Source organism: Nocardiopsis sp. YSL2 (assembly GCF_030555055.1).
Taxonomy (GTDB): Bacteria; Actinomycetota; Actinomycetes; order Streptosporangiales; family Streptosporangiaceae; genus Nocardiopsis.
Window position 1 is genome coordinate 2,051,809 of the sequence record NZ_JAMOAO010000001.1, and the last position, 22,177, is coordinate 2,073,985.

Consider the following 22,177-nt stretch of genomic DNA (forward strand, 5'->3'; position numbering starts at 1 on the left):
GGGTCCACCCCTCACCGTCGTGCTCACGTGGGCGCGTCGCCGCCTCCCGGTCCGCCTCGGCGCACCTCGCCGACGGCACGCGCCAACGCCAGTCCGAAGGGCACCAGGGTGGCCGCCAGCACCGCGGCGGCCATCACGAGCGCTCCGAGGAGCGGACCGGGCAGGAGGACGAACGCGGCGGGCCCCACCGCGGTGAGCAGGCCCCCCGAAACGACCATCGCCGCACCGGCCAGGGGCTGCGCCCTCCGCCAGGCCCCGGCCCATAACCGGTGGGAACGGTTCTCGGGCATCGCCCACGACCGTGCGGACACCGGTACCAGCACACCGACCAGAGCGAGCACCACTCCCGCGAGGGCGGCGGCGAGGGGAGCGACGGGGACGGGGCCGTCGGTGCCCACCGCGATCACCAGGCAGTGCACGGCGAGGAAGAGCAGCCCCATGACGACCAGCACGGCGTTGAGGCTACGGGCACGGGCCCGGGCGTCCCCGCCGACCGTCAGTCCCAGCCGCCGCTCGATCGCGCGGTCCAGCGGAGATGCCGCCACGGCCAGGGCGGCGACCAGCACCGCGGCGGCGGGACCCAGCGAGACGAACAGCAGGCGGGGCACCTCGACGGCATCGCGCCCTCCCCTCGCCTCGCGCGTGGCCACCACCGCGGGCAGCATGTCCCAGGCCGCCCATGTGATCCCCGCCATCGCCAGCAGGCAGACCACCGTGCAGACGATGCCGGTGACGGGCACTCGGAGTGCCGGGGGCTCAGATCCGTGCTCCACGGGGACCTCCCCCCGCTCCCGTGTCCGCGCGGCCGCCCCGGGAGGTGACGCCCTCCCGACCCGCCGGCCGCGGTACACCGCTCACGCCCAGCGGAAGGACACGCTGGTCCACACGGGCGTGGATACGCGTCGCCGCCCTCGTCGGTACGACCGGACCGGCCTCCCGCGGTGTGCGTAGAGGGGCGGAAAGCGTCGGCCCACTGATCCGAAGGCACCCGGAAATGAGACCGGCGGTCATGCGCGGCTCCTCCTGGAGCAGTCTCGGGAGTGTGCGTCGAGACGGGCCGGAAACTGCGAGGCAGACGGATTCTTCTGCCATTCTTCCACCTCCTGGAAACTCTTCTCAGACCACTCTAGGAACGTTCCGCTCCGGCACGCATCGACCTGACGTCACGAAGACGCACGCCTGACCAGGGCCCCTCGCGTGCCTGGTGTCATGTGAACCGGACATGAATTGCGCCCGTGCGCGGGTCGGATATGTTGTCGCCCATGAGCGAAAGAGGGAATGGCCTGGCGCAGGAATGGCTCGCTTTCGATGGAGAGCGCGCACCGCGCGTCCTCTCGCTGTTCTTCTGGACGGCGATGGCACTGTTCACGCTCATCAACGCCGTCTCTCCCGTACTCAGATCGGACGGCGCGCAGGCCATCCGGCTCCCGGAGGAGGCATGGGACCCCCTGAGGATCTCCAGCCTCGCCGCGGTGGTGCTGCTCTCGGCGCTCTGGCTCGCCGTTCCCTGGTCTGCCGCCACCGGAGGACGGCACAGGGCGGCCGCCCTGTGCTTCTACGCGGGCACCCTGTACTTCCTCCTGTGGGGCGGGTTCCCCTCGTTCGTGCTGATGATGCTCGCCATCTGCAACGCCGTCCTGGTCTTCGGCACCCCCGCCGCCGTCGCCTACATCGCGACCGTGGCGCTCACCGTGTTCGTCACCGTCATCGTCAGCCCGTGGCAGACCCCCGCCGCGGCGCTGCTGAGTACGGCACTCGTGGCCTTCCAGGCTCTGGCCGTGCTCATCGTCTTCGGGGCGCTCATGCAGGCGCGGCGGGGTGCCCAGGAGAGGGAGGAGCTGATGTCGGAGCTCGAACTGGCCCACGGTGAGCTGCGCGGGTACGCCGACCGGGTCCGTGATCTGACCGTCACCGCCGAGCGCACGCGCATGGCCCGTGAGATGCACGACTCCGTCGGCCACCACCTCACGGTGATCAACCTGGCCCTGGCCAACGCCAAGCGCTTCCGCGCGCTGCGTCCCGAGGAGGCGTGGACGGAGGTGGACGACGCGCAGCGGCTGGCTCGGGAGGCGCTCCAGGACACCAGGCGCTGGGTGCGCGCCCTGCGCCCGCTGACGCTGGACGGCCGTACGGGCGCGGACGCGATGCGCTCCCTCGCCGAGTCGCTCTCGGGCCCCGACATCGACATCGGCCTCACCCAGGACGGTGAGTGGCCGCCGATCTCGGACGAGACCGAACTCGCGTGCTACCGAACGCTGCAGGAAGCCCTGACCAACGCGCTACGCCACTCCGGCGCCGACCGGGTCCTGGTCCGGGTGCGGTGCTCCGACGGGATCGAGGTGGACGTGAGCGACAACGGGAGCGGGTCCACGCCCGACCGGCTCGCCGGGGGCGGTGGACTGCGGGGGCTCAGGGAGCGCATCGGGGCCGTCGGCGGCGACCTGAGCGTGGAGGGGAGGGGACCCGAGGGAGGCGTCCGGCTGCGGGCGCGCTTCCCGGTGGGCCGGACCCACGAACGGAGTCGGCTCCACCAGCCGTGAACGCCGCCCCGCCTGGAACGGACGCCGTCAGCCGTCGCGTCCGCTGACCCACAGCGCGAGCCTGGTGCGGTCGCGCAGGTTCAGCTTGCGCAGGATGTTCGTGACGTGGTTCCTGGCGGTGCCCTCGGAGATGAACAGGCTGCGGGCGATCTCGCGGTTGCTCGCGCCGTCTCCCACGAGGCGTGCCGCCTCCTCCTCGCGCTGGGACAGCACCCCCTCCCCCGGGCCGGCGGCCGACCCCCCGTCCTCGCGTTCAGCCTCGGCGACCACGTCGCCGGGAGCCTTGAGCAGGACACCGACCAGGCTCTCCGTGGCCGAGCTCCCCAGCACGAACTCACCGCGCGCCGCCCTGCGCACGGCGTCCGCCAGGTGCTCGGGCATGGTGTCCTTGAGCAGGTAGCCCTTGGCACCGGCACGCAGCGCGCCGAGGACCAACTCGTCCTCGTCGAACGTGGTCAGGACGACCACGGGCAGTTCCGGACGGTCCTCACGCAACCGTTCGATCATGGTCACGCCGTCCATCACGGGCATCCGGGCATCGGCCAGGACGAGGTCGACGGCCGCCCCCTCGGGAGACGTCAGCAGCGCGAGTGCTTCGGCCCCGTCGACGGCGGCGCCGACCACCTCGATCCCCGGCTCGATCTCCAGCAGTTTGCGCAGGCCCTCGCGCATGAGGACCTGGTCGTCGACGATCAGAACCCGAATCGGAGGCGATTCGCCCACCACGCGGACCTCGTTCCACAACGGCCTACGGACACGGCGGAACGCGCGTCAGGCGTTCCCGAAAGGGGGCACCCTTTTCCGCTGACTCTAGCCTTTCACGCACGTCCCACCGCTCGCAGACCCCGTGCGGCCGCGCATCCGTGCCTCCCGTCATGTTCCCCGGTGGCGCCTGGACCGACGACACATGACGTGAGGGCGCCTGCGCACCGAAGGTTCGGAATTCTCGCCGCCCACAACCTGAACCGGTAAAATTCCCATGGACCGTCGTCCCCTGGCCTGGGCTCTTCCGACGGACATGGAGAACCGTCAGCACCGCGACGCCGTGGTTCGCCATTCCTTTGCACTGGCTGCTGCGGGGGCCGGATCCACCGCACCCAACACATGCGACGAGGCGGGAACCACGCACCGAGGCAACCAATAACTATACCGGCACTACCCTACCGGCACGGGCGCGGGACCGGCGGCCCGTCGGTCGGCCCAGCGGGGAGCCGTCCGCGGGCAGGGGTCTCGGCCGGGCGGCGTTCACAGCGGCTGCGGACCCGACCCAGAGGCAGCACCGCCGAGACCGGCAGCGGGAGACGCGGCTGCTCGCGGCTGAGGCGATGAGGGGAGAACAGGTTGTGGGTGGCACGAGGGACACCTCGCATCACCGCGGGGGCGACCCCGACTGACGCCGGCGTTGCACCGACTCCGTGCCAGAACCGGTGTGCACGTGTCGCCGACAGCCGGGCGGCCGTCGGGCACGCGGAGATCCGGCTCAGAGCGGGAGGGTCGGACGAGCCAACGCCCCCGGCGGGGCGGCCGTCAAAGCGCCTTCGGCCCGAACGCCAGGACGTGTCTCCCCAGCGGATCAGGGTCATGCGGTGATCATGTCTCGTGACTCGGGGAGTTCCGGCAGACGCTCAGTGGACGGTGCTGGCGCCGTGCCTACGCATGCGCCCACGATGAGGGACGCGACGGTGTGCGGAGCGGTCTACCCTCGGCGGTCCCTGGTTCTGGTCACAGGGGTGCCCGGCGCCGGCAAGAGCACCCTGCTGCGGCGGCTGTTCGGTCTGCGCGGGGATGAGAAGCGGACCGTGCTCACCGCGGACGGTGTGCGAGTGATCGACTCGCTGCAGTCGCGGTACCGGCTGCGACCGCTGCTCGGCCCGGCCCCCTACCCCCTGTGGCGCTGGGTGGTGCACGTACTGCACCTGGCCCGGGTGGCCGCGGCGCTGCGCGGCGGCCCGGTGGTGGTGCACGAGTGCGGGACCCGTCGCCCGGTCCGCGTGCTACTCGCGCTGCTCTGCCGCCTCCGCCGGTACGAGGTGCACGTGCTGATGATCGACGCCACGCCGGCGGAGGCCCTGACCGGGCAGAACGCGCGGGGGCGACGGGTGACCGAGCGCAGCCACCGGGTGCATTCGCGGCGCTGGCGGCAGCTGCGTGCGGTCACCCGGCACGGGCCCGCGGCGTTCGCGCCGGGCGCACGCAGTCTGCTCGTGCTCGACCGGCGCCGGGCACGGGAGCTGGCCTGGGTCCGCTTCGGCCAGCGTGCGAAGACCCGGAGTCCTCGACACGACGCGACGGAGTCGCCCCCGACTCAGCTCGAACTCGTGACGTCCGATCCCCCCTGACACGGGCTGGTCACGGCGGTACGGCGCCCCCACGTGCTCGGGTGCGTCTTGACCCCTCCCCGCTCCACAGCTTGCCCGTGATCGGCGTTGCATCCGGCGGGGTGGTCAGCGATCCCCCTCAGGTCCGGGCTGTTCCAGTACGTATCCAGATCAGTGTCGATGTACTGCGCCGGATGCCCGGTGACCTTCTCGAACGCCGCCGCCATGCCGGTGTAGGCCACGTGTTCGATAGCGACTTCGAGGTCCATGCCGTTGGACCGCTCCGGGTGATCGAAGAGCCAGCGAACGTAGTAGCCGCAGTCCTCGAGGGCCACATGGGGGAACGGCCTGACCGTGACCGGCGGCATACGGGGTCAGGACGAAGGAGTCGACGTGGGTCTTCAGGGTTCCTGCGGCCAGGTTGCGCGGTCCCCGGCGTACACGCGGGGTGCCCGGAAGCGAGACCTCTCCGGGCTGTCGGCGAAGCGGCTCCGCCTGAAGATGTCCCAGGTCAGACCATGTGAGAGCCAGCGAGGGGACTTGAACCCCTAACCTATCGCTTACAAGGCGATTGCTCTGCCAATTGAGCTACGCTGGCGGGCTCCCAAAGCCTGACGACCTCGGGCGCGTCCACCCGAATGGTACCGGTTCGAACGCCCACAGGCCTACTCGGCCGTGCACGAGTCCGGACATCCCCGGGGCGAGACCCTTCGCCCGCGCATCGGGGCCCGCCAGAAGCTCCCTCAGACGTGTGACGCGGTACAGGGCGCGGTGCACCCTCCCACCCGGCGTACTCGTCGGAGGCGCTCGGTCCCCGGCCCGGCCCCGCGTCGGCCGTCCACCGGTCCGACGCCGGCCACGGGACCGGCCTGCGGGGGCCGCATGGTGCCCCAGCGGGGGCGGGCCCCGGAGCCTGCTCCGGGGCCCGTCGGTGTCCTAGGCGGACGCGCCTCGGCGGCGGGCGACCTCGTACAGGGCGACGCCCGCGGCGACGGAGGCGTTGAGGGACTCCGCACCACCGATCGGGATGCTCGCCACCACGTCGCAGGCCTCGCGCACCAGACGCGACAACCCCTTGCCCTCGGAGCCCACCACGACCACGAGCGGGCCGGTGGCCAGTTCCAGATCGGGCAGCTGCGTGTCGCCCTCGGCGTCGAGGCCGACGACGAAGAGGCCCTCCTTCTTGAAGGTCTCCAGCGTGCGCGTCAGGTTGGTGGCCTGGGCCACGGGCAGGCGGGCGAGCGTGCCCGCGGAGGTCTTCCACGCGGTCATGGTGACGCTCGCCGAGCGCCGCTCGGGGATGACGATCCCGTGCGCGTTGAACGCCGCGGCCGAGCGCGCGATGGCGCCCAGGTTGTGCGGGTCGGTGACGCCGTCCAGCATGACGACCAGCGGCGGGGTGTCCGCTTCCAGGGCGGCGTCGAGCAGCCCTTCGGGCGCCCAGTACTGGTAGGGCCGCACCTGGAGCACGATGCCCTGGTGGGTGGCGTCGGGCAGCCCGTTGCTCTCGCAGCGGCGGTCCAGGTCGGTGCGGTTCACCTCGACGATGTCCACGCCCTGGGAGCCGGCCAGCTTGGCCGCCTCGTTGACCCGGTCGTCGGGGTCGAGGCTGTTGGACAGGAACAGCCGCGTGGCGGGCATGCCCGCGCGCAGCGCCTCCACGACCGGGTTGCGCCCGATCAGCAGGTCGGCGCCCTCACCGCGGCGCTCGTTGCGCGGCCCGGGCTTGTCACCGGGCTGGGCCGGTCGGCCGGCCGCGCGGGCGCGCTGCTTGCCCTGGTACCAGTGCCGCTCCTTGGCGGGCAGGGTACCGCTCTTGCCCTCCAGGGAACGCTTGTTCTTGCCGCCGCTGCCCTTGGTCGGGCCCTTCTTGCTCTTCTTCGCCGGCATGGTCGCCGCCTCCCCGTACATCATCGCGCGAGCATGCCGGAAGCACTCGTGTGTCCGGCTGGTGGAATCCGCCGACCAGCGCGAGGGCGGCGGCGAACTTCCAGACTAACGCCGCCGCGCCACCGCGCGTGTCCTTCGTCAGCCGCGCCGCAGGTCCCAGCGCGGTCCCTGCGGGGTGTCCTCGACCACCACGCCCGCCTCGGCGAGCTGGTCACGGATCGCGTCGGCCGCCGCGTAGTCCTTGCGGGCACGGGCCGCCTGGCGCTGCTCCAGGGCGACCGCGACCAAGGCGTCGACGACCTCGCGCAGCCCCTGGTCCTCGCTGGCCCACTGCTCGCTGAGCGGGTCCACTCCGAGGATGTCGAGCATCGTGCGCAGCTGCCCGGCCAGTTCGGCGACCTTCTCCTTGCTGCCCGCGTGCAGAGCGGTGTTGCCCTCGCGTACGTGCCCGTGCACGACGGCGAGCGCCTGCGAGACCCCGAGGTCGTCGTTCAGCGCTGCGGCGAACTCGGCGGGCACGTCCGCGGCCGGGACGACCTCTCCCGCTATTTCGACGGCACGCGTGACGAAGCCCTCGATCCGCTGGTAGGCGGCCGCGGCCTCCTGGAGCGCGGTGTCGGAGTAGTCGATGTTGGACCGGTAGTGCGCCTGGCCGAGGTAGTAGCGCAGCTCCACCGGCCGGACCTTCTTGACCATCTGCGGGATGAGCAGGGAGTTGCCGAGCGACTTGCTCATCTTCTCGCCGCCCACGGTGAGCAGGCCGTTGTGCAGCCAGTAGCGCGCGAAACCGTCGTCGGCCGCCCGCGACTGCGCCAGCTCGTTCTCGTGGTGCGGGAAGACCAGGTCCAGTCCGCCGCCGTGGATGTCGAAGGTCGGGCCCAGGTACTTGGTGGCCATCGCCGAGCACTCCAGGTGCCAGCCGGGCCGACCGCGGCCCCATGGGGTGTCCCAGCTCGGCTCGCCCGGCTTGGCGCCCTTCCACAGCGCGAAGTCGCGGGGGTCGCGCTTGTCGCGTGCGGCGTCGGGAGACTCCGTGACCTGGTCCGGGCGCTGGTTGGACAGCTCCCCGTAGCGCGGGTAGGAGCGCACGTCGAAGTAGACGTCACCGGAGGAGTCGTCGGCCGCGTAGGCGTGGCCGGCGTCGATGAGCCGCCGCATGAGGTCGATCATCTCGGGGACGTGGCCGGTGGCCCGCGGTTCGACGGTGGGCGGCAGGCAGCCCAGGATGTCGTAGGCGTGGGTGAAGGCGCGCTGGTTGCGCTCGCTCACCTTCCACCAGGGCACGCCCTCGGCCGCGGCGACGTTGATGATCTTGTCGTCGATGTCGGTGACGTTGCGGCAGAAGGTGACGTCGTAGCCCAGGTGCGTCAGCCAGCGGCGCAGGATGTCGAAGTTGACCCCGGACCGGATGTGCCCGATGTGGGGGGGTGCCTGCACGGTCGCACCACACAGGTACAGGGAGGCACACCCCTCACGCAGGGGGGTGAACTCTCGGACCTGTCGGGCACTGGTGTCATAGAAGCGCAGACTCACGTTGTCAAGCGTATCTGCTTTCCCCTCGCACCCGCGTCACAAACCCGGAGCACGGCCACGCTGAATCGGCTCACGGACAGGTCACGACACGGATATGGACTGAACCGTATTCGAGACATCGGGGCATGGGATAACTCGCTTCCGCCACCGGTGTCCGCGTTCTGCGGCTTGCAAAACCTGACAAACGCCCACAGAACGACACGAGATCACCCGGTCGGGAAGCGACCGTAATCGGTCGGAATCTCGTGTTAGCGCCACCGGCTGGACTACGCTGCGATGGCGATGGCCCCTTACAACAACGCCCCCGAGACAGGGACACGGAACGGTCGGCCCGCAGGTCGCGGCTCGGGAGCCGGTGCTCTCGTCGGTGGCGCCCTGTTCGTCGGCGTCATCGCCGTGTGCGCCCTCGTCATCTCCTACCACGGCATCTTCCAGTTCGCGGAGTACGGCGGGCACGAGGCGAGCCCCCTGGCACACGTGTTCCCAGCGACCTACACGCTGCTGGTCCTCATGGCCTTCTGGGTCAGCTACATGCTGCGCGAGGCGCGGCCGAGACAGCGCCTGTGGGTCGACGTCGTCCTGATCCCGGCACTGGTCCTGCTGGCCGCGGCCGCCATGCTCCTGCACAACCTCCGGCTCGTGGAGTCGGTGAGCCAGCGCGTCGCCAACGTCATCGTCGCCGTCGCGCCCCTGGCCGCGCTCCTGGTCGCCTTCCTGCTGTGGCTGACCGTGCGCGCGCACATCCGGCGCCGGCGACGCGTGTCCCCGCGGCCGCGTCCCGCACAGGACCGCACCACGGTGCTGCCCGCCCGGGCGGTCGCCCCGGCCGAGGACGAGTTCGACGACGACGAGGACGAGGTCGCAGACGAGGACGAAGACGCCCTCAGCGCACGGCTGTTGCGTCTGGGCGCCGCCGACGACACCGCCATCCGGACCTCGCCGGCCGTCCGGTCCGACGCACCGGTGGAGGACGACGCACCGCCCGTGGGTCGCCTTCGGGCGGAACCCGTTGCTCCTGGGGACGACGCGCCCGAGAAGGCGTCCGGCCCCGAGGCGGACCCGGCGGCGAACGGCCCGGACGAGGCGGAGGTCTCCGTCCCGACGGTTCCGCTGCCCCGTCGTTCCAGCCGGGGCGACAACCCGATCAGGCGCGCCGTCGAGACGGTCCCTGTGGTGCCCGGTGCGGCCGCGCCCGCGCCCGTCGAGGCCGGGACCGATGACGTCCCGCCCCGTGCGGACCACCTCGCCGACGAGGGCTTCCAGCACGAACCCCCGCCCGGCGACCCCACCACCGACGAGGCCGAGGCGCCCCAGGACGTTCCTGAGGCCGAGGCACCGGCCCCCGGTCCGGCCCCCGCGCCCGTGTCCCTGTGGGCGGACGACCAGGACGGGGAGGCGTTCGCGCCCGTCGACGACCCCGCCGCGCCGCGGGAGGAACGACTCTCGTCCGCATCCGCGGTCGACGCACCCGGCGACCCCGCGGTGCCCGCTCCCGCCCCGGACGACGCCGAGGGCGACGAGGACACCGAGGAACTCCCGGACGAACCCGCCGCATCGGCTGCGGCACCGACGTCCGTCGCTCGGCCGGACGGCTCGCAGGACGGGCCCGCCGCGACGGCGGAGGCGGAGGTCCGGACGGAGCCCTCCGCCGAAGACGTGGGACCGGACGACCGCACGGCGTCGACCGCCTTCTCGGCTCCCGCCGCGACGCCGGAGCCGGACGCCTCGCGGGACGAGCCGACGCTTCGTCCGGTCCGGACCCCGGCCGACGACGGAGCGGTCGTCGACGCGCCGACCCAGGACGACACCCCGGCCGAGCCCCTCGCACCGGTGGGGTCCGACCCGGGCGGTGACCTCTGGGAACCGCCGGAGGAGGAGGCGGAGACCACCGTGCTGGACGACTACGTCCCTCCGGTGTGGACCCCGCCCGACGAGGACCCGGACGAGCCCCGGGACGGGCACGGACCCGACCGTACCGACGCCGCGCCCACGCCGGCCGCGCCCGCGGAACCGACGCCCGTACCCGCTCTCGACCACGACACGGGCCCGGAGGTGCGCGCCGCCTTCCGCATCGCCCCTTCCGAGCCGGAGGCCCCCGGACCGGTCCCTCCCGCCCCTCCACGACCCGCCGTGGAGTCCTGGGCGCCCCGTCCGCCCCGCTTCTCGGGGTCGGTCCCTCCCGGCGCGGCCAGCCCCGCTCCGGAGCCGGAGCCGGAGCCGACGCGTCCGGAGGAGGCGCCCGCCCGCGGGACGGAGCCGCGGTCAGAAGCCGACAGAGAGCCCGAGTACGACGCCGTGGCGGAACCGGCGTCCGGACCACCGGCGGAGCCGGAAGCCTCCGCCGCGGACGGTTCGGCGCACGGAGACGACGCCCGCCCCGTGACGGGCACGGATCCCGATCCACGGCCCGCCACCGCGCCGGAGCGCCCCGCCCTGCGCAAGCGGGCACTGCGCACACCCGTGGAGAAGCGGCCGATGGTGCTCAAGCCGCCGCGGCCCGAGCTGCCGGACCTCTCCTCGGCCGAGCCGCCCTCCCGACGCGTGCGCAGCGAGCCCCTGCGCCCGGAGGAGTAGCTCCGCCGCGGCTCCTCCCCGGGCCGGCCCAGGGCACGACGAAGGGCCCCGGGGCGCGCACACGTTCCTGCCGTGTGTACGCCCCGGGGCCCTGGTGTCGTACGGGTCCGCCCGGCCGCTCAGTGCTCGGGTGCGCAGAGGGCCGTCGCGACGGCCGCGATGCCCTCTCCACGCCCGGTGAGGCCCAGCCCGTCGGTCGTGGTCGCCGAGATGCTCACGGGCGCTCCCACGACCTCTGACAGCGTCTTCTCGGCCTCCGCGCGCCGTGGCGCGAACTTGGGCCGGTTGCTGATGATCTGGACCGCCACGTTGCCGATCTCGAACCCGGCCGCGCGCACGCGCGCCACCGTCTCGGTGAGCAGGGCGGCACCGGACGCGCCCTTCCACCGCGGGTCGGACGTGCCGAAGTTGGATCCGAGGTCCCCGAGCCCGCAGGCCGACAGCAGCGCGTCGCAGGCCGCGTGCGCGGCCACGTCGCCATCGGAATGGCCGCTGACCCCGTCTTCTCCGGGCCATTCCAATCCGGCCAGGAAAAGGGTTCGTCCAGGAGAAAACGGGTGGACGTCGGTTCCGACGCCCACCCGAGGCATATTCGTCATCAATTACGCGATTCTACGACCGTGCCCTCAGCCCGTCAGAACCTCGTCGAGGAGGGCTTCCGCCTTGTCCTCGTTGGTCTTTTCCGCCAGTGCGAGTTCGCTGACGAGAATCTGCCGCGCCTTGGCGAGCATCCGCTTCTCACCGGCGGACAGACCGCGTTCCTTGTCCCGGCGCCAGAGGTCCCGAACGACCTCGGCGACCTTGTTGACATCGCCCGACGCCAACTTCTCCAGGTTCGCCTTGTAGCGCCTGGACCAGTTGGTGGGCTCCTCGGTGTGCGGTGCGCGAAGCACCTCGAAGACCTTGTCCAGGCCCTCCTGACCCACCACGTCGCGAACGCCGACATCCTCGGCGTTCGAGGCGGGCACACGCACCGTCAGATCGCCCTTGTCGACCCTCAGAACGAGATAGCTTCTGTCCTCGCCCTTAATGGTGCGAGTCTCGATCGCTTCAATACGAGCAGCCCCATGATGGGGGTAGACAACAGTGTCGCCGACCTTGAAAGCCATGTGACAGGTACCCCTTCCGCTACCACAAGGATACCACGAATCTGTGACTTAACGTACCTAATAGGTTTGCGAACACGCAGGTCAAGGGTACCTTTTTGGGGCTTGACAAAGTGTACCCGAACAGCTCGGACACGGGGTCGGGCCAGGTCAGTGAGCGCTCAGACCCCTACTGGCCTGGGCGACCCGCACGTCCGAGGGAGGGGGCCGGTGAAGCGTGCCGGGGCGCGAACCGGTAGGGTTCCCCGCGCCGGAGCGATACATATCACGATTTCGCCACAGGTCGGCCGGCGCCCGTACCCCTCACCGCCGAGCGGGCGCACGGACCCGTTCCGCACCGGCACGGACCCCGCCCCCGGCCCGGATCACGACTCCGGCTCGTAGTCCTCCCGCTTCTCGCCCGTCACCATGTACACGAGGTTGTCCGCGACGTGCACCGCGTGGTCACCGAAGCGTTCGTAGAAGCGGCCGACCAGCGTCACGTCCATGGTGGCCTCCACCCCGTACTCCCAGCCCGGGGTGAGGATCCGCTGCAGGAGCTTGCGGCGCAGCCGGTCCATCCGGTCGTCGTCCTTGTCCAGCTCCAGCGCGGTGTCGGGGTCGCGCTCGGTGATGACCTCGCCGGCCTTGGTCACCAGCATCTCCGCCTGGTGGCCCATCTCCAGCACGATCGAGCGGACCGGCTTGGGGATCGCCGAGTCCGGGTGGCGCCGCCGGGCGATCTTCGCCAGGTGGACCGCGTGGTCGCCCATCCGCTCCAGGTCGCCGCGCATGTAGAGCGACGTGATGATCATCCGCAGGTCCGAGGCGACCGGCTGCTGGCGAGCCATCAGGCTGAACGCCGTGTCCTCGATCTCCTGGTCGAGGCGGTTGATCGCCTCGTCGCCGGAGATGACCTCCTGGGCGGCCGTGAGGTCGCTGTCGAGCAGCGCCGTGGTGGCGCGGGCGACCGCGTGCCGGGCCAGCCTGGTCATCTCGACCAGGCGTTCGCTCAGGCTGTCGAGGTCCTCGTGGTAGGTATCTCGCATGGCGTCAATGCTCCCAGTGGTTGATTGAAGTGTCGGCCAAGAGTCGGTGAACGGTGGAAGAAGCTCGGTTGTGTCGCGGTGCCTCAGAGGGTAAAGACCGAGTCCGTCCGTTTACGATCGAACCGTGCAAGGGGAACTACTCGCTGCCGTGACCGGCATCTTCGGACTCGTGACAGGCATCGTCTTCGGTGTCCTCGCCGGTCCCTTCTTCCGTGCCCGCGCGGTCGACCGCCGGACGCCGGACCCGCCTCATCCCGACGGCAGCACTCTGCCACCCGGGATCGCCGAGGTGCTCTCCGCGCTTCCCTCCTCCGCCGTCGTGCTCGACTCCGCCGACCGCGTCCTGCGCGCCTCGTCCGCGGCCCGCGCCTTCGGCATCGTCCGGGGCGAGGAACTCGTCATCACCGAACTCCTGGCCCTGGCCAGGCAGGTCCGGCGCGACGGGGTGATCAGGGAGACGGACATCGAGGTGGCCGTCCGCAAGTTCGGCCCCGACGCCACGTCCTTCGCGGTACGCGTGGCCCCTCTGGGCGGCACCGGTCTCGTGCTCGTCCTGGCGGAGGACCAGACCGAGCACCGGCGGGTGGAGGCCGTCCGGCGCGACTTCGTGGCCAACATCTCGCACGAGTTGAAGACCCCGGTCGGCGCACTGTCCCTGTTGGCGGAAACGGTACAGGACGCCAGCGACGACCCCGAGGCCGTGCGCCGCTTCACCGAGCGCATGCAGACCGAGGCGTCCCGCCTGACGGCCGTCATCCAGGACCTCATCACGCTCTCGCGCATCCAGGGCGCGGAGCCGATGGCCGAGCCGACCCGGGTGGACCTCGGCGCCGTCGTGGAGGAGGCGCTCGACGCGGTGCGCATGCCGGCCGACGCCAAGGGGATCGAGCTGGTCGGCAGCGGCGCGGAGGGAGTCACCGTCCTCGGCGACGAGGGCCTGCTCGGGACGGCCCTGCGCAACCTGGTGGCCAACGCCGTCGCCTACAGTCCGAAGAACACGCGCGTCGCCGTCTCGGTGGGCGTGTCCAGGACCAGCGTCGACATCAGCGTCGCGGACCAGGGGATCGGGATTCCCCAGCAGGACCTGGAAAGGATCTTCGAGCGGTTCTACCGAGTGGACGCCGCTCGGAGCCGGGCCACCGGCGGAACCGGTCTCGGCCTGGCCATCGTCAAGCACATCATGACCCACCACCGTGGAGAAGTGAACGTGTGGAGCAAGGAGGGGTCCGGGTCGACGTTCACACTGCGTCTGCCCAGACCCGAGAGCCGAGGGGCCGACGCCTCCCGGAACACCGACCGTCAGGAGGCGGCACAGTGACGCGCGTACTCGTTGTCGAGGACGAGGAATCGTACAGCGACGCCCTGTCGTACATGTTGCGCAAGGAGGGCTTCGAGGTCGCCGTGGCGCCCACGGGAACCGTGGCCCTGGAGACCTTCGACCGCACGGGTGCGGACCTGGTGCTGTTGGACCTGATGCTTCCGGGTCTGTCGGGCACCGAGGTGTGCCGGACCCTGCGGCAGAAGTCCAACGTCCCCGTGATCATGCTCACCGCCAAGGACTCCGAGATCGACAAGGTCGTCGGTCTGGAACTGGGCGCCGACGACTACGTGACCAAGCCCTTCTCGTCCCGCGAGCTGGTGGCGCGCATCCGCGCGGTGCTGCGCCGTCGGGGCGAGGACGAGGTCGTCCTGCCCGCCGCCCTGGAGGCCGGTCCCGTCCGCATGGACGTGGAGCGGCACGTGGTGACGGTGCGCGGCGACCACGTCCAGCTTCCCCTGAAGGAGTTCGAGCTGCTGGAGGTGCTCCTGCGCAACGCCGGGCGGGTGCTCACCCGGATGCAGCTCATCGACCGCGTGTGGGGTGCCGACTACGTCGGCGACACCAAGACCCTCGACGTGCACGTCAAGCGCCTGCGCGCGAAGATCGAGGAGGACCCCGGCACCCCGAGGTACATCGTGACCGTGCGCGGCCTGGGCTACAAGTTCGAGCCGGTCACCGCGGCGGTGGAGTAGCCCCGCCCTACCCCCTCTCCTGCTGTCCCGGGACGTGGCCCGCCACCTCCCGGGACCGTCGTATCCGGCTCCGTCGGCCGCAGCGGCGCCCCTGCCCGGCAGCGGCACCGCCGTGGGCCGCGGGCGGAGCGGGGCCTGGTCCGGTGCGGTCGCCGGCCGCGCCCGGCACAGCGGTCCGGGTCCGTCCGCGGGTCGGTGGAGTGACGGCGCTCAGACCTCGACGATGACCGTGAAGGGGCCCTCGTTCGTGAGTGCGACGGACATCTGGGCGCCGAACACCCCCGTGGCGACCTCCGCTCCCAGGTCGCGCAGCTCCTTGACCACCGCGTCCACCAGGGGTTCGGCGACGGGCCCCGGGGCGGCCGCCTGCCAGGTGGGGCGCCGGCCCTTGCGGGCGTCGCCGTAGAGCGTGAACTGGCTGACCACGAGCAGCGGCGCACCGGTGTCGGAGCACGACTGCTCGTCCTCCAGGACGCGCAGGGTCCACAGCTTCCTCGCGAGCTTGCGCGCCCCGGCCCCGGTGTCCTCGTGGGTCACGCCGACCAGCGCCGCCAACCCGGGCCGGTCGATCGCCCCGACCACCTCGCCGCCGACCGTCACCGACGCGTGCGACACCCGCTGAACCACAGCGCGCATACCTGCCCCTCCTCTGGTTGCCATCCGTCCCGCGGCGTCCGCGGCCCGGCTCTACGGCGGGCCGCTACCGCAGCCTGCGCTGGTTGAGCAGCCGCAGGCGGCGGCTGTTGGTGATGATGCCGGTGAGGATCACCGAGAACGCGCTGATGGAGTCGGCGAAGTCCTCGATCCGCCACTCCCGCGGTCCGGTGTACCAGGCCAGGCCGTCGCCGGTCAGCTCCTCGTCGCTGAGGTCGGCGAGCGCGGCGGAGGCCAGGATGTTCGCCCACCGGTCCACGTCGTCGAAGATCACCGCGTACGGCAGGTAGCGCGAGTAGAGCTCCACCCGCTGCCCCGGCGGGGCGGTCGCCGACCGCTGGCTGAGCAGGTAGTCGCGGAACCCCATGGTGTGCGCGAACACCGAGCTTCCGAGTTTGGTCTTGGCCGGCATGTACTGGGCACCCGCCGTGACGGCCGCGCCCGCGATGATCACGGCCAGGCCCGTGAACGCCGCCGAGGTGAACGCCGCCAGCAGGCCGGTCAGGACCACGCCCGAGACGGTGACGGCGATCCCGGCGGTGCTCCAGCGGCCGCGCACCTGGTGGGGCGGGCGGGCGAACCACCGCAGCCGGACCATGTCGCGGTACAGCTCCTCGCGCACCCGGTCGATGCGGGTGGGGAAGTCGTCGACCGTGCTCCGCGACCCCACCCTCGACAGGCGCACCGTGGCGTGCTCGCCGAACAGGGCGTCCATCAGCAGCCACTCGTAGGGCAGCAGGGACTCCCCCGGCGGGCCGTCCAGGCGGACCAGGCGCCAGTCCACGGACGTGAAGTGCTCGTGGGGCAGTTCCTCCAGCCGGATGTAGCCGCGTACCGCCAGGTCGACGACCGCGCCGGTGAGGTCGGTGATGTCCACGGTCTCGTTGACCAGCGTGCCGATCTGCCCCGGGTGCACGCCGTCGGGCGGCTCGAACCGCGGCCGACCCCGGTCGCCGGTCCCGACGGGCGCCTGTTCGACCCTGGCGGCCTCCTTGCGCAGCGCGCGCTCGTCCCGGCCGCGGACCCGGATCAGCACCACCAGTCCGCCCACGAGCACCGCCAGCAGCAGCCCGAACACGCTGGAGGTCAGCGGGGTGACCTCGAAGGCCGACACCAGGGACCAGCGGCGGGTGAGGATCGGTTCGCCCCGGGCGGTGCCGGGCGGGTAGTTGACGACGATGTCCAGGCGGTCGTCGGGGTCCATGTCGGCCTGGAGGAAGTGCGCGAGGTCGGAGCCCTCGCCCATGTCGGAGGCGGTGCAGTAGATCGCGCTGCGCCGCTCCCCCGCCAGGCAGGAGAGCGCCTCGGGCGGCAGGGGCGCCGTCACGGTCACGTCCGTGGCCGCGACGGGGTGGCTGTAGCCCCCGACCGCCCGCCACTCCATCTGGACGCCCTGCGCGATCTCGCTGACGGTGCCGACGACCTGGTAGGAGAGCACCACACCGCCGGTGCCCGCCGTGTCGATCCGCGCGAGCAGCTTGCCGTCGACCTTGTCGGCCTCGACCGCCACCGGGTCACCTTCGAGGTCGGTCGCCGTGACCGCGCTCACCTCGAAGTTCCGGTCGTGGTCGGTGTCGTAGAGCATGGTCTCGGTGAGCGACCGGGTGAAGGTGTCGGGAGCGGTCCCGGTGAAGGTGAGGGTCTCTTCTCCGTGGAGGGTGCCCTGTTCGTCGAGCCGGAGCAGTATGTCGTTGTGGATCTCCGGGTCCGCGGCGGCCGGAGGGCCAGCCGCCGCCGTTCGTGCCCCCGGTACTGTGGAGCCCGGTGCCGCAGTCGCGGCGTGGGCCCGTCCCTGCGTCCCGGCCACGACGGGCACCAGGAGCAGCGAGGAGAACACGAAAAGAGCCGTCGCCACCGCGACGGCCGGGCGCCAGGAGCCGACCCACCACATGTCGCGAGAGCCTATCCGGTCCCATGGGGCCGCGTCGCCACGGGGCGTTGTCGCGTACCCGCGCACGGTGGAGGGCCGAACGTGAGGCGGAACGTGTCCGCGGGTCCGGAGTTCTGGTCCGAGCGACAGGGGTTCCTCCAGCGGATGGGGCTCGGGGTGTCGCTGTGCATGGCCGCCGGGCTGGCCGCGATGGGTTTCACGGGGTTCCTCGCGATCTCCGAGCTGATGCACGCCGGCGATCCCGCGTGGTCGCACCCGGTGGCGGGCGAGGAGCACGGCGCACCGGTCGCGCCGCCCGACGGCACCGGTGACGGCACCGCGAACGCTACCGGCGACGGCCCGGGTGCCACGACGGTCGGCCGGAGCGCTTCCCTGGACGACAACCCCCTGTACCGCATCGGTGAGCTGGGCGAGGTGACCTGCACGGCGCCGGAACTGGACAAGGACGACACCGAGTCGGTGGAGGACTTCGCCCACGCGATCGCCGACTGCCTGGACCAGGCCTGGGGCGACTACTTCGCCGCGGCCGGCCTGGAGTTCAGCTCACCCAACCGCGTCTACTGGACCGCGGCGGGCCACAGCCCGTGCGGCGCCTTCCCCTCCGAGGGCACGGCCGCGTTCTACTGCGGCGCGAACCAGGGCCTCTACCTGGGGTTGGAGGACATCATCGCGGCCTCGGCCGACAACGAGAACCCGGAAGCGTACACGTTCCTCATCAGCCACGAGTACGGTCATCACGTCCAGGGGCAGTCGCGCATCCTCGCGCAGTTCCACAGCGCTCGCGCGGGCGCGGACCAGGAGGAGGCCGACGCGCTGAGCCGACGCAACGAGCTCCAGGCCAACTGCCTGGGCGGCGTGTTCCTGGGGGCCTCCGGCGACGCGCTGGGGTACGGCCCGGCCGAGCGGCGCAACATCCTCGACGACGTCGAACTGCGCAGCGACCGGGGCCGTGACCGGACCCACGGATCCGCCGAGAACGGCCGCATGTGGACCGCCCACGGCATGGACCGTGTGGACCCGGCGGCCTGTGACACCTGGAACGTGGACGAGGACCTGGTGCGGTGAGCGGGGACCGGTCGAGCCGTGGGCCGCTCACCATGGTGGGCGGCCTGTTCGCGGCCCTGTTCGCGCTGGCCCTGCTGTCGTGGACGGCTGTCGCGGACGACACGTCGCCGGGCGGGGCCGACTCGGGCGGGACCGCCGGTGCGGTGGGCACCGTTCCCGACGACAAGCCGGTCCAGGAACCCTCGGGGGGATCTCCCGGGCTGGGTGCCTCGGGCCGTCTGGGGCAGGCCGAGCGGCCCTCGGGGCACGCCGCCCTGGTGGCCAATCCGCTCTACCGCACCGGTCGGCTGAGCCCGCTGCCCTGTCCGGTCGAGGAGCCGGACGTGCACGACGCCGCGCAGATGGAGGAGTTCCTCCACGCGGTGGCGGACTGCCTGGACGACGCGTGGAGGACCCAGTTCGCGCGGGCGGGAATCCCGTTCGAACCGCCGCAGCGGGTGTTCTGGTCCGAACCTGGGACGAGCCCGTGCCGTCCCTACCCCTCGGCGGCGGGCGCCTTCTACTGCCGGGCGAGCAAGAGCATCTACATCGGCGCCTCGGACGTGGTGGAGAAGTGGAACGGCACCAGCCGCAGCGTGGTGTACGCGTCCCTGCTGGCCCACGAGTACAGCCACCACGTCCAGGGCGAGTCAGGGCTGCTGGACTACTACCACGGGCAGCGTGAGCAGGAGCCGGACGCCCTGGGGCGCAACGCGTGGACGCGCCGCAGCGAACTCCAGGCCAACTGCCTGGCGGGCGCGTTCCTGGGCGCGGTGCGGGTCACCTATCCGTTGGGCGACGACGACCTGGACTCCCTGTTGGAGGACGCCGCGGCCACCGCGGACCGCGTGGACGGCCCGGAGTCGGAGCGCACGCACGGGTCGGAGGACAACGGCGTGTGGTGGACGCGGACGGGCTGGGAGGAGCAGTCGCCGGGCGCCTGCAACACCTGGGACGTGGGTGACGAGGACCTGGTGCAGTAGGTCCGTGGCGCGGCCGGTTCCGGCCGGGATCCGGTCGTCCACAGGCCGTACGCCGCCGCTGTCGCTCGGACACTCAGCGTGGCAGGATGCTGCGTATGCAGGACCACGACTCCCCCTGGGGCTCCCCCGCGCCCACGACCTCCGACTCCTCGCTGCGTCCCTCCGGCTCCGCCGACACCGCCGGGGCCGCCACCGCCGGCCCCGGTGTCCGGGGCGGGGCCGGTGCCTTCGCACGCCGCGGCGCCGAGCCGGGTGTCCGGGGCGGCTCACCCGATGACGACCGCCCCCTCGCCGACCGGGTGGAACTGCGCGTGCACGGCGTCAGCGGCGGTCAGGCGGAGGAGCTGTTGGACGTCGAACCCGCCATGCGCGTGGGCGGCGACCGGCTGGCGGGGTTCTTCCGGTGGCGCCGAGAACCCGACACCGAGACCGTCCCCGGTGTGCGGCGGGAGATCTTCGCGTGGGGCAATCTGACGTCGGGCCGCTCCTCGCGGGCGCTGTGGCTGCTGTTGCTGCCGTTCATGCTGCTCAACGTCGCGTACTGGATGCGCCCGGGCCGGATGGACCGCGAGCCCGCCGGGCTGAGCCGTGTGGCCAACAACGTCTACGGGGCGAGCGTGCGTCTGCTCGCGCTGTCGCTGACCGCCCTCATCACCCTGGCCACGGCCGGAATCGGCATGGACCTGGTGGCCTGGCAGTGCGGGGGCCTGGGCGAGGGCTGCGCCGAGGCCAGGCCCTGGCTGGGTTTCCTCGCCGCCCCCGGCTCACCGTTCTCCGCCCCGGGCCCGTCGCTGCTGGTGGGCGCGGCGCTGCCGGTCACGGTGGTGCTGGTGCTGTGGCGGCTGTCGCGACGGACGGCCGCCGACTACGAGGTCGTGGCCGCGCCCGTGCCGCCCCGGGAGGCGGCCGCGGCGCCGCTCAGCCACGCGGCGTTCTGGCGCAACAGCGAGACCATGGCCCGGTTGCGGTCGGCGCACATCGCTGTGGCCGTGGGCATGGTCGCGCTGCTCCTGCTGGTCCCGGCGCTCCAGGACGATCTGGTGCGCGACGCGGACCCGGGCGCGCGGCCGTACGCGGGTCTCGCCCTGGCCGGGCTCCTGGGCGCGGTGCTGACCGTCAGTTCGGCGAGCGTCCTGGTGCCGGGGGTGGATCCGCGGTGGAACGCGCGGGCGGACCGGGTCTGCCGGATCCTGCGCGACGCCGCCATCGTGCTCGCGGTGGCCGTGGCCGGGTACGCGGTGTGGCCGCGTGCGGGTTGGTCCGCGCAGGGCCGGCTGCCCGGTCACGATACGGCGCTCAACACGCTGTTCGCCGTCCAGGGGACGTTCGCCGTGCTACTGCTGACGGCGGCTCTGGTGCTCTACGCCGTGGACCGGGCGCACGACGGCACGGCGATGCGCGGCCTGGCGGGGCCCGCGACCGCGGTGCTGGGCGCCCTGTTGGGCGGCGGGTTCTCCGCGGCGCTGGTCTACCAGGGCTCGTTGTGGCTGAGCGGCTGCGGAACGAGGGGTTCCGCCGGGGGCGGCTGCCTGCCGCTGGATCCGCCGGCGGCCTACTCCTGGTTGCAGCTCGCGTTCGCGTTCGAGGCGGCCATCGCGCTGGGCACGGCGGCGGTGCTCGCCCTGGAGGTGCGGCGCGGCACCCGGGCCCAGGTGCCGGACGTCACCGAGCAGTACGCCAGGAGCGTGCGCGACCGGCGCACGTGGGACATCGCCCGGGCGCGGGCCGTCGGGCGGCTGACGGAGGTGCTGCCGTCGGTACTGGTGGCGCTGCTGGCGCCGGCGGTGCTGCTGGTGGCGCTGGTGCTGTACGCGGTACTGTCCGGCGACCTGGTCGCCGGAGCGGTGACCGCGAACGCCGCGGTCTCCGGGCGGCTGGGGCTGCTGGCCCAGGAAGCGGTGACGGGGCTGGTGACCGTCGGCTCCCTCATCGGCGGCCTGGCGCTGGTGGCGCTCGCCTGGATCGGGCGCAGTGCCTACCGGGACCGCCCCACACGGCAGGCGGTGGGCGCCCTGTGGGACGTGGGCACGTTCTGGCCGCGGGTCGCCCACCCGCTGGCGCCGCCCTCCTACGCGGAGCGGGCGGTCCCGCAGTTGACCGCGCGGGTGGCGCGGATGGCCAGGGACGGCACGGGCGTGGTGCTGTCGGGGCACTCACAGGGGTCGGTGCTCGCTGCGGCCACGGTGTGGCAGCTGCCCGCGGACGTGCAGGGGCGCATCGCCCTCATCACCCACGGGTCTCCGCTGCACCGGCTGTACGCTCGCTACTTCCCCGCCTACTTCGGGCCGGTGGCCTTCGCCGACCTGCGCACACGGGTGTCGGACTGGCGCAACCTGTGGCGGATGACGGACGCCATCGCGGGGCCGGTGCACATGCGCGACGCCGCCGGAGAGATCGGGGAGGACGAGGTGGTCGCCATCGCGGAACCGCTGCCCGACCCGCGGTCCTACGACGCGCCGCCGGGCGAGGCCCGCAGACCGGAGATCCTGGGCCACTCGCACTACACCGGTGACCCCGCCTACGCGGAGTCGCTCCGGGCCGTACTGCGCACCCTGGACGAGAGTCCGCAACCCGGCCACCGCCCCCGAGGGACCGGGGCGTGA

18 protein-coding genes and 1 tRNA gene are annotated in these 22,177 nt (G+C 72.1%); 8 read left to right on the top strand and 11 right to left on the bottom strand.

Annotated elements, in window-relative coordinates; translation table 11 throughout:
• Nucleotides 1–23 precede the first annotated feature (23 nt).
• Nucleotides 24–773, bottom strand: a complete 750-nt coding sequence (locus tag M1P99_RS08835; protein WP_304452174.1) for a hypothetical protein — start codon at nucleotides 771–773, stop codon at nucleotides 24–26.
• Between the two features lie 489 nt (nucleotides 774–1,262).
• Between M1P99_RS08835 and M1P99_RS08840 the strand changes: the two genes are divergently transcribed.
• Complete coding sequence (locus M1P99_RS08840) at nucleotides 1,263–2,540, top strand: sensor histidine kinase (protein WP_304452175.1); 1,278 nt, start codon at nucleotides 1,263–1,265, stop codon at nucleotides 2,538–2,540.
• 27 nt (nucleotides 2,541–2,567) lie between these two features.
• Here the strand turns inward: M1P99_RS08840 and M1P99_RS08845 are convergent, their stop codons facing one another.
• Nucleotides 2,568–3,266 (bottom strand): response regulator transcription factor, encoded by a 699-nt coding sequence (locus M1P99_RS08845; RefSeq protein WP_304452176.1) that lies wholly within the window; start codon nucleotides 3,264–3,266, stop codon nucleotides 2,568–2,570.
• A 941-nt stretch (nucleotides 3,267–4,207) separates the two neighbouring features.
• Here M1P99_RS08845 and M1P99_RS08850 point away from each other — a divergent pair.
• Nucleotides 4,208–4,879, top strand: coding sequence for an AAA family ATPase (locus M1P99_RS08850; RefSeq protein WP_304452177.1), 672 nt, complete (start codon nucleotides 4,208–4,210; stop codon nucleotides 4,877–4,879).
• Here the strand turns inward: M1P99_RS08850 and M1P99_RS08855 are convergent.
• From M1P99_RS08855 to cysS, 4 genes are all read right to left on the bottom strand, one after another.
• Nucleotides 4,846–5,226, bottom strand: coding sequence for a hypothetical protein (locus M1P99_RS08855; protein ID WP_304452178.1), 381 nt, complete (start codon nucleotides 5,224–5,226; stop codon nucleotides 4,846–4,848). The two genes, M1P99_RS08850 and M1P99_RS08855, sit on opposite strands and share 34 nt — an antisense overlap.
• Nucleotides 5,227–5,383: 157 nt before the next feature.
• A tRNA-Thr gene (locus M1P99_RS08860) sits at nucleotides 5,384–5,456 on the bottom strand.
• Between the two features lie 338 nt (nucleotides 5,457–5,794).
• Nucleotides 5,795–6,748 (bottom strand): 23S rRNA (guanosine(2251)-2'-O)-methyltransferase RlmB, encoded by a 954-nt coding sequence (gene rlmB, locus M1P99_RS08865; protein ID WP_304452179.1) that lies wholly within the window; start codon nucleotides 6,746–6,748, stop codon nucleotides 5,795–5,797.
• A gap of 138 nt (nucleotides 6,749–6,886) precedes the next feature.
• Nucleotides 6,887–8,281: a cysteine--tRNA ligase gene (gene cysS, locus M1P99_RS08870; protein ID WP_304452180.1), complete on the bottom strand. Its 1,395-nt coding sequence runs from the start codon at nucleotides 8,279–8,281 to the stop codon at nucleotides 6,887–6,889.
• A gap of 276 nt (nucleotides 8,282–8,557) precedes the next feature.
• Here cysS and M1P99_RS08875 point away from each other — a divergent pair, with 276 nt between their 5' ends.
• Entirely contained in the window at nucleotides 8,558–10,855 is a 2,298-nt protein-coding gene (locus M1P99_RS08875; protein WP_304452181.1) for a DUF2637 domain-containing protein, read from the top strand.
• 119 nt (nucleotides 10,856–10,974) lie between these two features.
• Here M1P99_RS08875 and ispF read toward each other — a convergent pair whose 3' ends face one another.
• From ispF to phoU, 3 genes are all read right to left on the bottom strand, one after another.
• Nucleotides 10,975–11,445, bottom strand: coding sequence for a 2-C-methyl-D-erythritol 2,4-cyclodiphosphate synthase (ispF, locus tag M1P99_RS08880; protein WP_304455635.1), 471 nt, complete (start codon nucleotides 11,443–11,445; stop codon nucleotides 10,975–10,977).
• A gap of 36 nt (nucleotides 11,446–11,481) precedes the next feature.
• The gene (locus M1P99_RS08885; RefSeq protein WP_179825249.1) at nucleotides 11,482–11,964 is read right to left on the bottom strand and encodes a CarD family transcriptional regulator; all 483 of its coding nucleotides are present in this window, start codon (nucleotides 11,962–11,964) and stop codon (nucleotides 11,482–11,484) included.
• Between the two features lie 362 nt (nucleotides 11,965–12,326).
• Nucleotides 12,327–12,989, bottom strand: a complete 663-nt coding sequence (phoU, locus tag M1P99_RS08890; protein WP_304452182.1) for a phosphate signaling complex protein PhoU — start codon at nucleotides 12,987–12,989, stop codon at nucleotides 12,327–12,329.
• A 124-nt stretch (nucleotides 12,990–13,113) separates the two neighbouring features.
• On the opposite strand from phoU, the gene M1P99_RS08895 reads away from it, so the two are divergent.
• Together M1P99_RS08895 and M1P99_RS08900 are read left to right on the top strand one after the other, a co-directional pair.
• Nucleotides 13,114–14,307, top strand: coding sequence for a cell wall metabolism sensor histidine kinase WalK (locus M1P99_RS08895; RefSeq protein WP_304452183.1), 1,194 nt, complete (start codon nucleotides 13,114–13,116; stop codon nucleotides 14,305–14,307).
• Nucleotides 14,304–15,002, top strand: a complete 699-nt coding sequence (locus tag M1P99_RS08900; protein ID WP_053616752.1) for a response regulator transcription factor — start codon at nucleotides 14,304–14,306, stop codon at nucleotides 15,000–15,002. Before M1P99_RS08895 ends, M1P99_RS08900 begins: the two co-directional genes overlap by 4 nt.
• Nucleotides 15,003–15,212: 210 nt before the next feature.
• Here the strand turns inward: M1P99_RS08900 and dtd are convergent, their stop codons facing one another.
• A complete protein-coding gene (dtd, locus tag M1P99_RS08905) occupies nucleotides 15,213–15,638 on the bottom strand; it encodes a D-aminoacyl-tRNA deacylase (RefSeq protein WP_304452184.1) in 426 nt (141 codons plus the stop codon).
• 64 nt (nucleotides 15,639–15,702) lie between these two features.
• On the bottom strand, nucleotides 15,703–17,547 hold the full coding sequence (locus tag M1P99_RS08910; RefSeq protein WP_304452185.1) for a DUF2207 domain-containing protein: 1,845 nt from the start codon (nucleotides 17,545–17,547) through the stop codon (nucleotides 15,703–15,705).
• Nucleotides 17,548–17,691: 144 nt separating this feature from the next.
• Here M1P99_RS08910 and M1P99_RS08915 point away from each other — a divergent pair, with 144 nt between their 5' ends.
• The 3 genes from M1P99_RS08915 to M1P99_RS08925 all read left to right on the top strand — a co-directional run bounded on the left by M1P99_RS08915 (nucleotide 17,692) and on the right by M1P99_RS08925 (nucleotide 22,177).
• Nucleotides 17,692–18,612 carry a neutral zinc metallopeptidase gene (locus M1P99_RS08915; protein WP_304455636.1) on the top strand — a complete coding sequence of 307 codons (921 nt, stop codon included), beginning with the start codon at nucleotides 17,692–17,694 and terminating at the stop codon, nucleotides 18,610–18,612.
• Nucleotides 18,613–18,644: 32 nt separating this feature from the next.
• Nucleotides 18,645–19,574 carry a neutral zinc metallopeptidase gene (locus M1P99_RS08920; RefSeq protein WP_304455637.1) on the top strand — a complete coding sequence of 310 codons (930 nt, stop codon included), beginning with the start codon at nucleotides 18,645–18,647 and terminating at the stop codon, nucleotides 19,572–19,574.
• A gap of 86 nt (nucleotides 19,575–19,660) precedes the next feature.
• The gene (locus tag M1P99_RS08925; RefSeq protein WP_304452186.1) at nucleotides 19,661–22,177 is read left to right on the top strand and encodes a hypothetical protein; all 2,517 of its coding nucleotides are present in this window, start codon (nucleotides 19,661–19,663) and stop codon (nucleotides 22,175–22,177) included.